The 16434-nt window shown below is 48.8% G+C and carries 12 protein-coding genes; 5 read left to right on the forward strand and 7 right to left on the reverse strand.

The window, feature by feature from the left end:
- The coding region (locus tag Q0X35_RS03070; RefSeq protein WP_297565274.1) for a DNA gyrase subunit A at positions 1-1622 on the forward strand (1622 nt) is incomplete at its 5' end.
- A 35-nt stretch (positions 1623-1657) separates the two neighbouring features.
- On the opposite strand, the gene Q0X35_RS03075 is transcribed toward Q0X35_RS03070, so the two are convergent.
- From Q0X35_RS03075 to Q0X35_RS03085, 3 genes are all read right to left on the reverse strand, one after another.
- Positions 1658-2716: a hypothetical protein gene (locus tag Q0X35_RS03075; RefSeq protein ID WP_297565277.1), complete on the reverse strand. Its 1059-nt coding sequence runs from the start codon at positions 2714-2716 to the stop codon at positions 1658-1660.
- Between the two features lie 79 nt (positions 2717-2795).
- Positions 2796-4934: a type IIA DNA topoisomerase subunit B gene (locus Q0X35_RS03080; RefSeq protein WP_297565279.1), complete on the reverse strand. Its 2139-nt coding sequence runs from the start codon at positions 4932-4934 to the stop codon at positions 2796-2798.
- Between the two features lie 71 nt (positions 4935-5005).
- Positions 5006-5212 (reverse strand): hypothetical protein, encoded by a 207-nt coding sequence (locus Q0X35_RS03085; protein ID WP_297565286.1) that lies wholly within the window; start codon positions 5210-5212, stop codon positions 5006-5008.
- A gap of 118 nt (positions 5213-5330) precedes the next feature.
- On the opposite strand from Q0X35_RS03085, the gene Q0X35_RS03090 reads away from it, so the two are divergent.
- Positions 5331-5999 (forward strand): PolC-type DNA polymerase III, encoded by a 669-nt coding sequence (locus tag Q0X35_RS03090; RefSeq protein ID WP_297565288.1) that lies wholly within the window; start codon positions 5331-5333, stop codon positions 5997-5999.
- A 100-nt stretch (positions 6000-6099) separates the two neighbouring features.
- Here Q0X35_RS03090 and Q0X35_RS03095 read toward each other — a convergent pair whose 3' ends face one another.
- Together Q0X35_RS03095 and Q0X35_RS03100 are read right to left on the reverse strand one after the other, a co-directional pair.
- Positions 6100-7890: an RNA polymerase sigma factor gene (locus Q0X35_RS03095; protein ID WP_297565291.1), complete on the reverse strand. Its 1791-nt coding sequence runs from the start codon at positions 7888-7890 to the stop codon at positions 6100-6102.
- Positions 7891-8016: 126 nt separating this feature from the next.
- The gene (locus Q0X35_RS03100; protein WP_297565293.1) at positions 8017-9159 is read right to left on the reverse strand and encodes a hypothetical protein; all 1143 of its coding nucleotides are present in this window, start codon (positions 9157-9159) and stop codon (positions 8017-8019) included.
- A gap of 112 nt (positions 9160-9271) precedes the next feature.
- Here Q0X35_RS03100 and Q0X35_RS03105 point away from each other — a divergent pair, with 112 nt between their 5' ends.
- The 3 genes from Q0X35_RS03105 (at position 9272) to pknB (ending at position 14114) form a co-directional block, all read left to right on the forward strand.
- Positions 9272-10339: a polyprenyl synthetase family protein gene (locus Q0X35_RS03105; RefSeq protein WP_297565295.1), complete on the forward strand. Its 1068-nt coding sequence runs from the start codon at positions 9272-9274 to the stop codon at positions 10337-10339.
- 246 nt (positions 10340-10585) lie between these two features.
- Positions 10586-11959 (forward strand): lytic transglycosylase domain-containing protein, encoded by a 1374-nt coding sequence (locus Q0X35_RS03110; RefSeq protein WP_297565299.1) that lies wholly within the window; start codon positions 10586-10588, stop codon positions 11957-11959.
- A 97-nt stretch (positions 11960-12056) separates the two neighbouring features.
- A complete protein-coding gene (pknB, locus tag Q0X35_RS03115) occupies positions 12057-14114 on the forward strand; it encodes a Stk1 family PASTA domain-containing Ser/Thr kinase (RefSeq protein WP_297565301.1) in 2058 nt (685 codons plus the stop codon).
- Positions 14115-14173: 59 nt separating this feature from the next.
- On the opposite strand, the gene Q0X35_RS03120 is transcribed toward pknB, so the two are convergent.
- Together Q0X35_RS03120 and Q0X35_RS03125 are read right to left on the reverse strand one after the other, a co-directional pair.
- Positions 14174-15508 (reverse strand): 3-deoxy-7-phosphoheptulonate synthase, encoded by a 1335-nt coding sequence (locus Q0X35_RS03120; RefSeq protein ID WP_297565309.1) that lies wholly within the window; start codon positions 15506-15508, stop codon positions 14174-14176.
- Positions 15509-15616: 108 nt separating this feature from the next.
- Positions 15617-16434 (reverse strand): pyrophosphate--fructose-6-phosphate 1-phosphotransferase (locus Q0X35_RS03125; protein ID WP_297565311.1); only part of this gene is annotated, 818 nt, incomplete at its 5' end.

The raw sequence follows: 16434 nt of genomic DNA on the forward strand, positions 1-16434 counted from the left end.
TTACGGGAGCGGAAAAAGTAATTGAAAAAATAAAGAGCGGTATTCAAAGTAAAAAACTTAAAGGTATCTCTGCGGTGCAAAATCATACTGATCGACACCACGGAATGCGGCTCGTCATTGAAGTAAAAAATTCATTTAACCCCGAGGCGGTGCTCACCGCGCTCTATAAACACACTCCTCTAGAAGAATCTTTTGGCATAAATAATGTGGCCTTAGTAGATGGGCAGCCGCGACTTCTCGGATTAAAAGACTTACTAAATGTATATATCGACCACCGGCTACAGGTGACGCGCCGGCGCAGCCAATTCCGGCTTAATAAAGCTTTAGAGCAGCTGCACCTTATTGAGGGCCTGCTCATTGCCTTAATGGATATCGACGAAGTAATTCAGGTAATTCGGTCTTCGGAAGATTCCGAGCGTGCGCGGCAGCGTTTAATGGATATTTTCGATCTTTCGCAGCGGCAAGCTGAGTATATTTTAGAGCTGCGCCTGCGCCGGCTCACTAAGTTTTCCCAACTAGAGCTGGAAAAACAGCAAGCAGATTTACAAGAAAGAATTGCTTATCTGCAAAAAATTCTGGCTTCTGAGGTGGAGTTGAAAAAATTAGTGGCCGCAGAGATGCAAGAAATTGCCGATATTTACGGCACGCCTCGGCGCACTTTATTGCTAGAAACAGATAGCGTAGCTGATACTAGCAATAATGCAAAAATGCAGCTAAAAGTGGCAGATGATCCTTGTTGGGTACTCTATTCCAGCACCGGGCGAATTGCCCGCGTAGTGAGCGAGAATCCTCCCAGCCGTTCGGGTCCGCGGGCTCCGCACGATGCCTTGCGGATGGCTGTAGCTACTTCCAACCTGGCAGAAATCGGGGTAGTAACTTCGCAAGGGAATATGATACGGCTTTCGGTCGTAGATATTCCGGCTATTCCCGAGACTGATTCTGCCCCCAGCTTGGCCGGAGGAGCTCTCTTAGAAGAGCTGCTCCTGCTAGGAAAAGATGAACGCCCCGTAGCTATCTGTAGTTTAGAAAAATCTGCTCCCCCCTTAGCCTTGGCTACTTGGAGCGGAAAAATTAAACGTCTAGTCGCCGATTATCCGCTAAAGAGTAATTTTGAAATAATTTCTCTGCAAGAAGGCGACGAAGTGATATCCGCTTTCCCTGCTGGTGATAGCAGCGAAATTGTGCTTATAACTTCTCAAGCCCAGTTGCTGCATTTCCCAGCCACAACAGTGCGCCCGCAGGGGCGCAATGGCCAAGGTATTTCTGGTATTAAACTTCCCGATACCGCCTCCGTAATTACCGGAGCAGCGGTGGAAAATGAGGAATTTTCCGCTTACGCAGTAGTGACTATCTCTGGAGCAGCTGCCGCACTTCCGGGCACTACGCCAGGGCGCGCCAAAGTGACGCCGCTTTCGGCTTTCCCCGAAAAAGGCCGAGCTACTCAAGGGGTGCGGGCGCAGCGCTTCTTAAAAGGAGAAGATATTCTCACCCGCGCTTGGGTCGGCCCACTGCCTGCTCGTGCCGTAGATGCCAATGGCAAGGCGGTAAGTCTCCCCGAGATTGAGGAAAAACGCGATGCTTCCGGCACGCCGTTAAAACAGGTCGTATATGCAATCGGCTAAAGAAGAATAGTAAATCAAGCTAAAAACTATTAGTACTACAGATCAATTGAATAGACGATATTGGCAGTATCCGGAGTAAATCCAAAGGGTGAGAGGAAAGATTCTTCCATCTTCATTTCACTGCCGATTTCTACTTGGAGCTGCGAAAACTGCGCGGAGATAGCATTAGCGATAAGTGCCAGCACTAGTTCCGTCTCCAGAGATTTATCGCGCATTCCGCGTTCTACACCAAAATCTTTTACCACTAAGGCCTCTTGATTGGGCATACACAGCGCATAACCAATAATTATGCCTTCCTGGAGAAGCAGGAGCGAATTATCTGCCGAGAAACGTTTCCGATATATTTTCCAATTAGTTTCCGATAGAGGTTGGCGCTGGCGCTGACTGTGCGAAATCAAAATACGATTGAAAATACGGCGCAATTCTTCGTCATATTCCACGCGAAAAGGTAAAAGGGTATAACCTTTTGCAGCTATGCTTTCCCGAGCTGCGGTTCCGAGATAAGCATCTCCTGGATTAAGTGAACGCTGAAAAGTAGTGAAGCGACATTTGGCTGAAAATCCTCCTGCAGTAAGGAGACGCCGCCGTTCGGTATTGCGCGCATCCACCTGCGTACAGATAGCAAGAGGTAAATCGCGACCATCAGCCAATAGAAGTTGACGCGCTCGCCCATCTTGCCATTCCAGAATAGTGCGGCCGATTCCTTTTCCTCGCCAACTATCGCTGACTACGCCCACAATTTGCGCTTGCAATTCCGTAAGCGCATCCTCCGCAACTTTCACTAAAGCAAATGCTTTTACTTCTCCCGCACTATTCCAACCCGCCAGCGTATCGGCATGAGCCCCGGCTGCTAGCGCGGCCGCTAAAAATTCGCTAAAAGCTTCGATACTAGAATCTTCTCCAGCTATTAGCCCGCTACCTGCCTCGCGATATAGCTCTATTATTGCTGGCATATCGGCAGTTTGGATCTGGCGCCAACTCAAACCGAGATGCTCGCCCGGATAAGGAATCTTTTCCGGAGCTTGAATTCGGCGCTCTAAAGTACCGCTCAGACTACTTTGCCGGCTTTCCACTGCCGGATTTTTTTCCACCATAGTAGCTACTTTAACAAATTATTTTCTCCTGATATTTCGCGGCCCTAGTCACGATTGCAGTAATTAAAACCCGCCGTAACTATGCATCAATATCAGCCCGAGAAATATTAGCTGCTCCCTCTACAATAAAATCTTTACGCGGAGCTACGTCACTCCCCATCAACATTTCAAAAGTTTCTTCGGCATACTGGAGAGCAGCCGCATCTTCCATAGAAATACGCCGCAGCGTGCGATGCGCCGGATCCATCGTAGTCTCAGCCAGCTGGTCGGCATCCATCTCCCCCAGGCCTTTATAGCGTTGAATCGGCTCTTTATAGCTACGCTTCTGCTGCTTTAACCGCGCTAATTCCTGATGTAACTGCGCTTCCGAATAAGTGTAGATATATTCTTTCTCGCCGCGTTTTCCGCCCACAACTTCAATTCGGTGTAACGGAGGCACGGCCGCATATACCCGCCCCGCTTCTACGAGCGGTCGCATATAGCGGAAAAACAGGGTGAGAAGCAGGGTGCGAATATGGGCTCCGTCTACATCGGCGTCAGTCATAAAAATAACTTTTCCATAGCGGGCAGCATCTATATCGAAAGTGCGCCCCGATCCTGCTCCCACCACCTGGATAATTGCCGAAACTTCTTTATTTTTGAGTATTTCTCCCGGAGTAGCTTTCTGCACATTGAGAATTTTCCCGCGAATAGGGAGCAAAGCTTGAAATTCCGAGGAACGTGCCAATTTCGCAGTACCCAGAGCTGAATCGCCCTCTACAATAAAGAGCTCAGATTTTTCCACATCTTCACTGCGGCAATCAGCTAATTTAGCCGGGAAAGTGGAGGTCTCCAGCGCATTCTTTCGCCGCGATATCTCCTTTTGGGCTCGCGCCGCCACTCGGGCTCGCATCTCCGCCACTATTTTTTCCAGCAACCGCATATTTTCCGTCTTTTTATCGCGCTTTCGCGAGCTAAGTAGCTCCGTCAGTTGCTGCTCTACTATCTTTGCCACTATTGCCCGCACCGGTGCGGTGCCGAGCACTTCTTTAGTTTGCCCTTCAAACTGCGGCTCTGGAAAACTCACCGAAATTACGGCGGTGAGCCCGGCGAGGATATCTTCCTTTTCAATCCGCGGATCGCGCGCTCCTACTTTTAACTGCCGCGAACGCGCATCTATTTGCGCACGAACTGCCTTCACGAGCCCCATCTCAAAACCCTGTAGATGTGTCCCACCTTTTGGCGTAGCGATAATGTTGACGAAAGATTCTTCTTTCGTATCGTAACCGGTGCCCCACCGCAGGGCGATATCTACCTGGCATTCTCGCTCTACCTCTACGCTGTGCAGGTGCCCTGATTTCTTATCGAGCTGCTGTATCACCTCGGAAAAAGTATCCATGCCGCGAATATGCATCACACCCGTGAGCGCAGGATCTTCTGCTAAATATTCCGCAAAATCTTTCACTCCTCCGGCGTAATGAAACTCTTCTCGCCCAGCTGCCTCTCCAGCGGCAGCATCTTCTTTAACCCGTTTATCCCAAAGCGATATCCGCAATCCAGGCACGAGAAAAGCTTTTTCTCGCACTCTTTCCCGCAATTCTTCATAGTTGAATACGGCATTGGCGGGGAAAATTTCCGGATCTGCCCAGTAGCGCACCAAAGTTCCGGTATTCTTCTGCGGGACTTTCTTAATTACCCGCAGCTCAGAGCTTTCCGTAAAAGGAGAAAATGGCGCATCCGGGCGGCGGGTGCCCTTTTTATCACTAAAAATTCCCGGTTCTCCGCGTTTAAAAGACATCGCCCAAGTCTTGCCACCGCGGTTTACCTCTACATCGAGGCGTTCAGAAAGTGCATTTACTACCGATGAGCCTACACCGTGCAAACCGCCTGCGGCCGCGTATGATCCTCCGCCAAATTTTCCGCCTGCATGCAGCTTCGTATATACGACTTCCACTCCCGAAGCTCCGGTACCAGGCACTTCATCCACCGGTATTCCCCGGCCGTTATCTACTACCTCTACTGATCCATCTTCATAGATAGTTACTTGAATATGGTCGGCATATCCTTCGAGTGCCTCGTCTACCGAATTATCGATAATTTCCCAAGCGCAATGCATAAGACCGCGCGAATCGGTAGAACCGATATACATTCCCGGGCGTTTCCGCACCGCTTCCAACCCTTCTAAAACTGATAAATGACGGGCTGTGTATTCTTCTTGCCGTTTCCCTTTATTGACCACAGATAGATTTTATCTGATAGAAAATAACCTAGCAGGAGGCTAGGAGGCGTGCTGCTCACATCGCCACAAAATCAAGATAGAAGTGCAGTTTCATCCACAATATAGATAGCTGTTTTTGCCAGAGCTTCCTTGTGCTTCCGCCCATGGTGCGCGCAAAAATAGAGAGCGCCATTTTGCATCCCAGCTTTTATATAGGCACGGGCACCACACACATCGCATCTATCTGCCGCAGTAAGCTGCGGCGTTTCCACTGACTTTTCGGCAATAACTGTACTCACACTTCGATATAAACACTATTAAAAGGAAAATTCCAGATACCACTCCTACTTTCGCCACCGACGAACAAAACGCTGCTATGCATTTGGTAAAAATTCTCCGCTGTTTTAGGCTGAAGAGGTGTGTGAAACTACTGCCGGAGCTGCGGCGCGCTACTGCGTAATCGATTTAGAGACTACTGGTCTTTCCCCGCAGCATTCGCGGATAATTGAAATTGCTGCCGTGCAACTAGATGAAAACTTGCAAGAGATAGCGGTCTGGAATTCACTTATTTCTCCATTCCCACCCGGTGCTCCGCTACCTGCTACTTTGGGGGCACAGTGGATACACGGAATTACCCCCGCGGATCTACTTGGAAAACCCCAATTTTCCGCCTGCTGCTCGGAGCTAATTTCTCTGCTTTCCGGCACCGTCATCGTAGGGCACAATATTAAATTCGACTGTTCCTTTTTAAATGCTGAATTTGCCCGCAGCGGCTCGCCACTTTTTATTCCCGCCACTGCCACTGCCTGTACCCTAGATTCTTCCTATATTTATTGCCCACCCGGGCCTCACTCCCTTAGCAAACTGTGCGCCCGGCTCGAAATTGAAATTACCCATGCGCACCGCGCACTCGACGATGCCCGTGCCACAGCAGAATTACTGCGTTGCTTTGCCGCCAAAGAAGCGCGCGGAGAGCGCTATACAGACTCCGCTCGTAATCGTCAACAAGAAGAGGTGCAGCCCCGCGCCTGGGAAAAAGCTCAAGCGTGGATTCCGCCGGCGCAACTGCCTTTTAATATAGACTAGATGAATTTGTGCCTTTTAGATAAGGATATTCCCTCTTATATAAGACGACGATTTCTTATATAAGAGCACCTCAAAGCCCGCAGGCCGGATAAAGATATTCTTAATCTAAGTAATCGCGCAGCACTTGGGAACGCGAAGGGTGGCGAAGTTTCGACATCGTCTTCGATTCAATCTGCCGAATCCGCTCGCGGGTCACTCCGTATACCTTACCAATTTCATCCAGAGTCTTGGGTTGGCCATCACTTAAACCAAAGCGCATAGAAACTACGCCTGCTTCCCGCTCGGAAAGCGTATCCAATACCTGTTGGAGTTGCTCTTGCAAAAGAGTGAAGCCGACTGCTTCCGAGGGAGCTACCGCCTCGGAATCTTCAATTAAATCACCAAATTCGGAATCGCCATCTTCCCCTAGCGGGGTGTGCAGAGAAATAGGTTCCCGCCCGTACCGCTGGACTTCCACTACTTTTTCTTCGCTCATATCCAGCTCATTAGCGAGCTCTTCCACAGTGGGCTCTCGCCCTAAATCCTGAAGCATCTGCCGCTGTACACGCGCTAATTTATTAATTACTTCTACCATATGCACCGGAATACGAATGGTGCGCGCCTGGTCAGCCATCGCACGGGTAATCGCCTGGCGAATCCACCACGTAGCATAGGTGGAAAATTTATAACCCTTGGCGTAATCGAACTTCTCTACCGCTCGTACCAGCCCTAAATTGCCTTCTTGAATCAAATCTAAAAAGAGCATTCCGCGCCCGGTATAGCGCTTTGCCAGCGATACCACTAAGCGCAGATTAGCTTCCAATAAATGATTCTTCGCATTATGCCCATCCCGCGCAATAATTTTTAATTCCCGCTCGTACTTATGATCGGAAACTTCGGAAGTCTCTAAGAGATGAGCAGCGTAAAGACCAGCTTCGATGCGTTTTGCCAGTTCTACTTCCTGGGCAGCATCCAGCAGTGCTACTTTTCCAATTTGCTTTAGATAATCTTTTACCGGATCCGCCGTCGCTCCCGCCGCAGTTACGCGCTGCTTAGGCTCATCAGCATCATCCGAATCTTTCATTACGAAAGCGCCGGCCGAATCCTTATCTTTTCCGGCTTTACTAGAAGTTACGATGACGGTCTGGGTTTCTTCATCCAGTTCTTTCTCGTCTTCGTCCTCATCTTCGCCCTCTTCTAATTCACTTTCATCTGTATCGGCGCTCTCTGCGTCATCTTCATCGTCATCTTCTTCAATGAATTCTTCTTCATCTTCCGCAAATTCTACGTCCTCAAAATCCTCTAGCTCATCGGGAGTAGCAGCTGTTTCACTTTCTTCTGGAAAATCTTCTTCTACTGCTGCTGAATCTTCTGCGGGTTTTACTTCTTCTTTTTGGGCAGAACGGCTCTTCTTTTCTGCCTTTTCTGCCGCTTTTTTCGCAGTTGTCTGCTTCGAGCTTTCTTTTTTCACAGCTGCTTTCGTAGCTTTCGTAGCTTTCTGCTCTTTTACTTCTTTTTTAGCGGCTTTCGCAGTCTTATCAGCCTTACTGTCTTTATCGTCTTTAGCAACTTTAACAGCTTTACTAGCTTTAGCAGTTTTGCCAGCTTTACTATCTTTAACGGCTTTCGCAGTCTTATCCACCTTAGCAGCTACAGCCTTTTTATCCGTCTTAGCAGCTTTACTCGTGCTAGCTTCGGGAACTGTGTATTCAATAAGTTCTTGTTTTGTAAGCGCCGTCGCTGCTTCTTTACTCAACTCTCCCCGAGTCACCCGGTACTCTACCCAAACAGCTTTTACGGCACTTTTCACGGGCCGTTCCGCACTCGCAGCTAATTTAGAATTTTCCGCAGCGCTTGGCGGTAGCTTTCCGGCAGTGCTTTTCGCAGTATCTTTTTTAGACTTAGCAGCCACAGGCGACCTTTCATATCTAGGTATTAGGCGGGCAAAAGCCAGCCGACTCATTATAACTAAAATAATCTCGCTACGCGAAAGCGCCCCTCTAAAGCGCCACTACCTAGAACGCTGCTAAAAAGATTTTTATTCCCAATTCACAGTATTTTCCAGCCACGGCGGAAAAAGTTGCAAATGCAATGCTTTTTCTAATAGCTGCGCCAATTGATATTTCTCATCTATCTGTTGCGCTTGCTGTAGATAAAAATGCGCATAATCGCCTTTTCCTAACCACCAATATAGGTAAGCAATGACGCTAAAAACACTCACTTCTGGTAGTGAGCAATAAATCTGGAGCCTTTCGAGAAAACGAATTACTTGCAGTATTTTCTTCTTATCTGGCACTTCTCGGCAAGCTGCATCGAGAAAATCCGTGATTTGCTCTTTTGAAATCCCCCGTATGCTAGAAAGCGGCGCATATACTGCATAGAGAATCACCTTATCGCGCACTTCTATATTCCGCAGTCCAATTATTAAGTGCTGGGCAATATCTGAGAAATTACTATTTTTATTCTCTCTGCACTTACTATTCTCTTTGTACTTACTATTACCATTTTTAGTTTCGAAAAACTGCGGAAGCATTTCCTCCCACAGCTTTTCTGCCACCACCGGCGGGCACTGCAGCGTAGCTACGTCTACTTTCTTAATCTGAGAATTATTCCCCGCATTCTGCCCAGCCGGCGAAAGTGGAAAATGGCTTAATGGTGCCGAACCGCCATAAATTAGTTCCATTCCGAGATTCCCAGCGCGCAGATCCGGAAAATTCGCCAGCTTTTGCGGAACTGCATCCGCAGACGAATCGAAAAGATATCCCCATTTTCGATAGTCGGTAAAAAATCCCCATATTCCTATTTTTAAGAAAGTATTATTTTGCTGGCGTTTTTGCTCTAGCTCTGCGCGCACTTGCCGCAACCTACGCTTAAGTGAAAAATTTTTTTGCATAGCTACGCTACTTTTTCCGTACCAAGCTATTACCGCAATATCGGCAGAAAAATCTATAAGCATCTGGGTGCTGCGCGTGGCTAACTGCGCAGCTGAAAGAGAATCATCGCTTGGAAATAACGACAACGCCCTGGCTTGATAAAACTTTTGCCCCGCCAGTGCAAATTCGGTATCTAATATTTTTCGTAAAGCAAGTACCACTATTTTTTGCTGCGGATAATATCCCAATAAGTGGGGTATGAGTAGCAGCGTATCCGCCAGATTATCCAGATGAAATTCTCTTTCCATAACGCCAGAATAATAGGGATATTAATGCCGTATTTTCTGAGAATGATTCCGCAGCCTTAAACTCACGCTCGCCCGATTGTGGACAAAATCGCCTATAGATTAGGCTAAAGGTATGGAAAAAATAATCACAGAGTTTCGCCAAGCAGTAGAAGAACATATATCTACCGAACTTTCTTCTCGTTCTTGGCTAGGTGATACGCCGGCACTTCCAGAACTAGATGATTTTCTTTTTCCTGCCCGCCAGCTTCTGAGCCAAGGAAAGCGCACGCGTGCACTATTCTTAGCCGCCGGTTGGGAGCTCTACACTGGAGATAGCACTTCTTTACCAGTACACGGCGGAGCCGCCTTAGAAATTTATCAAGCCTCTGCGCTGGTGCACGACGATATCGTGGATGCCGCTACTCGCCGCCGCGGTTTACCGACTGCACATATAAGTATGCAAAAGCAACATGAGAATTCTAATCTGCAGGGAGAAAGCCACACATACGGGAAAAAATCAGCACTTTTATTGGGAGATTTTCTACTTTCCCTCGCCGGATGTGCATTCGAAAAGGCCGAACACAACTCCCCTGCCGCTTTCGCTGCTGCCCGCCGCACTTTTCACGAAATGACGGCAGAAGTAGCCTATGGGCAGTACTTAGATAATCGCGCTGAATATACCCCGCTCGGAGCGGGAAATTCCGAAGCAATTACCCAAGCTCTGGCTGTGCTCTACCATAAATCTGCCCGCTACTCAGTAGAAATACCACTGCGCCTCGGAGCCCAATTAGCCGGAGCAGATGCAGAATTTCTCCAGCAAATTTCTAATTTAGGGATCCCTCTCGGGCAAGCTTTCCAGTTGCGTGACGATGCCCTCGGACTGTTTGGAAAAGACGCCGTCATGGGGAAAGTAGCAGGAGGAGATATTACCGAAGGAAAACGCACGGTACTGCTGGCAATGATTCGAGAAATGGCTGATTCAGATTCTCGCCGTATTATCGATAACTATCTAGGGACTCCCCTTCAAGAAAGCGATTTGGCAACTATACAAAGCATTGCCAAAGAATGTGGAGCTTATGCCTGCCACGAAGATTTAATTACTGAAAAAGAAATGGCCGCGGCACAGGAACTCGAAAAACTGCCCGCTGATTCGAAAATTCTTCGTTATTTATTGACGGCACTCGCCGGGCGAAAATTTTAGGAATTATTTTCGCTAAATTTCTCCTACATAATTTCTGGGAAAGCACCCCAGTTTTATTAGAGACCCGTAACTATTTCTAACTAAATTTTCCTAATTTAGGCGTAATTCACATATATTAATCCGCTATTTTCCAAAAAGGCTTTGCGACACACCTCAATATGAACTATTATCACTTTTGTAACATTCTAATCAAGAATATCAATTTTAACGGCTTGATTTTTTTCGGCGACTGTATGGAGGTTGGCCTTGTCTAAGAAATATGGTGTAAAAACGGGTACGGCATTAGCCACCGCTACACTGGTAGGAATAATGGGCGCAGTGGGCACCACCAGCGCCAACGCAGCTCCGGCGCCAGCAAATACGCAAGGAAATCTTGCTCTGCATAATAAAGCGCTTGGAACTTCTGTGCAGAAAGCCGCTCCTCGCACGACGTATAAAGTGCGCAGCGGCGATACCCTCTGGGGAATCTCCCACAAATTTGGCACTACGGTAGCAGCTATTGCTCAGGCAAATTCTCTGCGCAATGTGCACTTAATCTATCCGGGGCAGACGCTGATAATCCCTAATCAAAAAACTGCTCCCGCTCCGGCGCCCGCCGCTTCCGCTCCAGCTCCGCAAGCAGCTCCGAGCGCACCTGCTTCGGCTGCCAGTGCCAATAGCGTCTACACTGTAAAACACGGCGATACCCTCTGGGGAATCTCGCGGGCGCATGGGGTAACTATTCGTAGCATTACCGCTGCAAATCGTATATCCAATAGCTCCCTAATTTTCCCGGGGCAACGCCTCGTGATTCCGGATAAGAACGCGCCAGCAGCTACTACTCCAGCAGCTCCTGCTCCCGCTCCCGCCCCCGTGGCACCAGCTGCGCCTGCTCCGGCGCCAGCACCGGCACCGCAAGCAGCTCCGAGCGCACCTGCTCCAGTCGCTAGTAACGACACCGTCTACACCGTACAGCGCGGCGATACCCTCTGGGGAATTGCCCGGGCCCACGGCACCAGCGTCAACGCTTTGGTACAGCTAAATCGCATCGCCGATAGCTCCCATATTTACGTTGGACAGAAACTCACCATCTCCGGAACTTCTAGCAACGCCAGCGCTGCCACTCCGGCTGCACCGGCTAATCCAACCCAAAAGCAGCTCGTGACCAATAATTTCCCTGGCTACACCTATCCAGATGCCACGGTACAGGCCGCTAATGAGAATAAGAATGCGCTTATTAATTCGAGCGTGCCGAGCCGCGCAGAAGTACAGAGCATGATTGTGAGCACGGCTCAACAAATGGGCGTAGATCCGCGCTTAGCGTTGGCGCACGCTTTTGTGGAATCCGGATTCGACGCCACTGCCGTATCCCCTGCTAATGCTATTGGCACTATGCAGGTAATTCCCAGCTCTGGCGTTTGGGCCTCGCAGCTAGTGGGAAGAGATCTAAATCTGCTCAACCCCGCCGATAATATTACGGCTGGAATTGCGATTATTCGCTCGCTACAAAATAGCGCCAGCTCTTTAGAAGAAGGCATTGCTGGCTACTACCAGGGCTTGGGTGGCGTGCGCCGTTATGGCATGCGCTCCGACACTGTACAGTATGTAGCTAAAGTAAAAGCAGCGATGAACCGCTTTTAAAAGTTAGTATGCTTTTGAAAAAATGAATTATTGCATATAGACACGCGAGTCCGGCTGGCACTTCAGTCGGACTCGCTTCATTAGGTAGGCTAGATACGTGGAAATTGTAGATCCGCTATTAGGAAAAATAATTGCTGAGCGCTATTTAATAAAAGCCCGCATTGCCCGCGGAGGAATGGCCAGCGTATACCGCGCTCTCGACAACCGATTGAATCGAGAGGTGGCAATAAAATTTATCCATCCGCATCTGGCGGAGCAAGCCAATTTTACGCGCCGCTTTATTCAAGAAGCGCAAGCGGCTGCCTCTCTTTCCTCTCCCTATATAGTAAATATTCACGACCAAGGCATTGCGAATACTCCGGCCGGCGAACGCGCTTATCTCGTAATGGAACTGGTATCTGGCCCCACTTTACGCAGTGAATTACAGAAAAATGGATCTTTTAGCCTCGGGCAATGCTTGCAATTATTGAAGCAAATTTTGCTCGCCTTAGGGACTGCCCACAGCAGAGGAATTATTCACCGCGATGTGAAGCCAGAAAATATTCTCTTAACTAAACCGGTGGATAGCGGTGAAAACCGTTCTACTACCGACGCGCAAGTAAAAGTAGCAGATTTTGGGCTGGCGAAGGCGGCCAGTGATAGCGATTCTCTCCATACATCTTCCGTACTGGGGACGGTAGCCTATGTAGCACCGGAAATTATCGAAAAAGGAAAAATTACCCCAGCAGCCGATATATATGCCGCAGGTATTATGCTCTTTGAGATGCTTTCCGGAAAAACTCCCTATACTGGCGATTCTCCACTCACTATTGCCTGGGCTCATGTGAATAAGACTCTCCCTCGGCTGCATGAACAAGCCGATTGGATTCCGCCAGAAATCGATTCTTTGCTCGCGCTTTTCACTGCGAAAGACGCAGCTACCCGCCCGGCAGACGGGAACGCTGCCGCAGCTGCACTGGCCAATATTGCGCAAGGAATTCCGGAAGAAAAACTACTGCGCCGTATCCCGATATTTCCGCCGCGCATCCCCGCAGCTGCGGCAGATACGGAAGATGCTCCGGAGAATGCTACTCTACAGATTGATTCGAATGCCGCAGATTTCTCACCGGCCGCCACTCCTATATGGGAAGATGAACCTGCGCCGGCCAGCACGGCCACCGGCGTATTGCCAGCAGATTTTTATCCTGATGCTGCCGCCAACGCAAATTCTGCTGCGGCGGATTCGCCAGAACTAAATTCCACAAAAACCAAGAAGGCTAAAACTCCGGCGCGAATACGCCGCCCCTTTTTGATTCTGCTTATCGGCCTAATTCTCACCGCTCTCACCGGGGCAGCTTGTTGGTGGTTTTTAGCAGGCCCGGGGATGCGGATAAAGGTACCGGAAATAACTAATTTAAGCGCACCCGCAGCACAGGAGACACTGGAAAAAGCTGGATTCAAAGTGGAAGTGAAATCAGAATTTTCGGATAATATCGCTGCTGACCACGCTACTCGTACCGACCCGGCCGGCGGGAAAAAAGCTAGCCCGCGGAAACCTTTACTACTCTATATTTCCAAAGGAGTAGAACAGCTAGAAGTGCCCGATGTGATTGGGTTGAGCAAAGACGAAGCCGTCAAAAAACTTAAAGAGGCGCGCTTCCAGCCAGAAATCACCGAAGGCTGGTCAGATTCCATACCAAAAGATAGCGTGGCAGCTCAAACTCCCCAAGGTGGCAAGATAGTAGCGCACGATTCGCCGGTCACTATCGCTATTTCTAAAGGAAAAGAACCCTTGACCGTGCCAGATTTACAAGGAAAATCGCGTGCAGATGCCGAAGCGGCTCTCACTAAGATGGGTTTGAGTGCTTCCTATACGGAAGAGTATTCCGATAGCGCGGCGAAGGGGCAAATCATCGCCCAAAATGTGGCAGCCGGGCAGACTCTCTATCGGGGAGATGTAATAGCTTTAGTGGTTTCGAAAGGTCCGCACCCCATTGCCGTACCTTCAGTGGTGGGAATGGCGGAAGAAAGTGCAAAACGCACCTTAGAGAACGCCGGATTCCACGTAGAGCGGGAAGCCTACTGGGGAGGCTTCCTGGGGCAAGTACGCTTCCAGAGTCCAGCCGGTGGAGAAATGGCTCAACCCGGCACTACAGTGGTAATTAAAGTAGTCTAAACGCAGCTTCTAGCTATCCAATTTCTAAGGGCTAATTTCTAAGGGCTAGCTAAAGAAATCTAATTGTTTGGCTGAGAAAATTCCCGAAATATCTCTGCCACCCGAAAAGCAGTTTCTAAAGATTGCCGGCGATTCAACCGTGGATCTACCAGCGCCTCGTAACGAGTAGCGAGGATATCTTCATCTATTTTTTCTGCTCCACCCAATACTTCTGTCACGTCGTCACTAGTGAGCTCAATATGAATGCCACCCGGCACTGTACCCAGCTGAAAATGTATCTGGAAGAAACGATAGAGTTCTTCCCAGATATCTTGCATCCGCCGCGTCTTATAACCATTACAGGCGGAAATCGTATTGCCGTGCATCGGATCGCTTATCCAAGTGACCACTTTCCCTTCTCGCTGCACCGCTTCAATGAGGGGCGGTAGCAGGGCAGATATCTTCTTCGCTCCGAGGCGCATAATTAGGCTGAGACGACCGGGCTGATTCTGCGGATTCAATTTTTCAATTAAAGCCAGCACTTCTTCTACCTGTGCCTTAGGCCCAATTTTTACGCCTATGGGATTCGAAATCTGGGAAAGCATCTCCACGTGTGCTTCGTTTATATTGCGGGTACGCTCCCCTATCCAGAGAAAATGGGCACCAAAATTATAAAGTTGATCTTTTTCCTCTCCACTGCGGGTAAGTGCTTCCTCATAACGAAGTAACAGCGCCTCGTGTGCAGAATAAAAATTACTTTCGGGTGGCGAAAGCTGGGCTCTCTCGGGATATTGACGAAGATACTCCGCAATTTCCGCCATTAAATGCTGGTAGCGGCTATAGAGCGGATCGCTAGCCGAATTACCGGCCGGTAAAAAAGAGTAGTGCCAGTCTGGAAGCGGTTCGCCCGCAAAACTGTGAATAAAATGCAAAGTTTTTGCCGCATGCCGATAGGCTTCCAGCAGACGTTCCGGATCGAAGCTGCGCGAAGCCCGCGTAAAAGCAAAACCATTTACGGCATCGCCCCGATAGGACGGCAGTTCTATTCCATCTTGGATTTCCGTAGGAAGCGAACGCGGCTTTGCATATTGCCCCGCAATTCTTCCTACCTTCACCACTGGCAAAGAAGTGCCGATATTCAGCACCAAGGCCATCTGCTGTAGCGTCTGTAACTTAGCTCGGATGCGCGCCGGCGAAGAATCCACAAAAGTTTCTGCACAGTCGCCCCCTTGTAGCAGAAAAACTTCCCCCCTTCCGCTTGCGGCAATTAAAGAAGTTAATTCATCGATCTCTGCCTGGGCAACTAAAGGAGGTAAATTATGAATCTCCGTAATTACTTTTTCTAAAGCAGCAGAATCGGCATATTGAGGCTGTTGGCGGGCAGGAAAATTATGCCAAGCTGTATTACTAGCCATGCATCACTCTCATTTTTCGACCTTATTCACAGCAACATCCGCTGAGCAATAATTCTCACCCAGCGGATGTGCCATTAATATAAACTTGCCCGGAAACGCCGATTTCCCTTACGGAACTTCCACTGGCTTCGGCTCCCAAGGCTGGCCAATTTCTTCCATCAACTCTTTAAACCAAGACTGATTTACATCAAATGGTTTTGCCCCAGCTATCCGCTTGAAATCGATGGCGGAGAGCGAACCAAGATTTTCTTCGTCTTCTCCAATTAGCCCTGATTTCCCAGCCAAAGCGCACTCTACTGCTTTCGCAGCTACTGCAGCAATCAACTCTAGATCATAAGCGTTAGAATGAGCGGAACGTGAGAAGTATCCAGATTTCTGCACCATCACTTTTTCTGCTCCAATGCTGAGCGCAAAGCGATTAGCGAACCACGCACCTGGATTAATAGTATCTAGCTTGACGTGCCCGAACGGATCACGCTCTACTTCGACACCTTCTTCCAGCATTTCCTCAATAATCTCGGCTACTCCAGCTCCTTCAGAAAGGAAGATATTTACATTCCCAATTTCGTCCATAATTGCCCGCAGCCGGGAAGCTTCCGTATCTAAATCAAAAGTGATTTCCGGAAGATAGAGAGCATGTACATCCCACCGCTCCTTCATCAAACCCGCAGAAGGCAAGAATTGCTGCTCTTTCACCCAATTATGATAATCAGCAGTGCCTTGTGCCGCTAGATATCCGCAGTTGCGCCCCATTATTTCGTGAATAATGAGCATACGCGGATTAGAACGATGCTCCCCGATAATATTTTGCGCATAGCGAGATACTTGCTCAGCTGCCGTGCGTGCACCTAAAGACTGCTTAATTGGCACAATATCGTTATCGATGGTCTTCGGTAAGCCTACTACCGTCAACTCGTAGCCATTCT

Source organism: uncultured Arcanobacterium sp., from assembly GCF_947253055.1.
Taxonomy (GTDB): Bacteria; Actinomycetota; Actinomycetes; order Actinomycetales; family Actinomycetaceae; genus Arcanobacterium_A.

What these genes read in the sequence shown, in the direction of transcription:
- Q0X35_RS03100 (WP_297565293.1), bottom strand. Translation starts at nt 9,159, where the DNA reads ATGGAAAGAGAATTTCATCTGGATAATCTGGCGGATACGCTGCTACTC.
- Q0X35_RS03105 (WP_297565295.1), top strand. Translation starts at nt 9,272, where the DNA reads ATGGAAAAAATAATCACAGAGTTTCGCCAAGCAGTAGAAGAACATATA.
- Q0X35_RS03075 (WP_297565277.1), bottom strand. Translation starts at nt 2,716, where the DNA reads ATGGTGGAAAAAAATCCGGCAGTGGAAAGCCGGCAAAGTAGTCTGAGC.
- Q0X35_RS03120 (WP_297565309.1), bottom strand. Translation starts at nt 15,508, where the DNA reads ATGGCTAGTAATACAGCTTGGCATAATTTTCCTGCCCGCCAACAGCCT.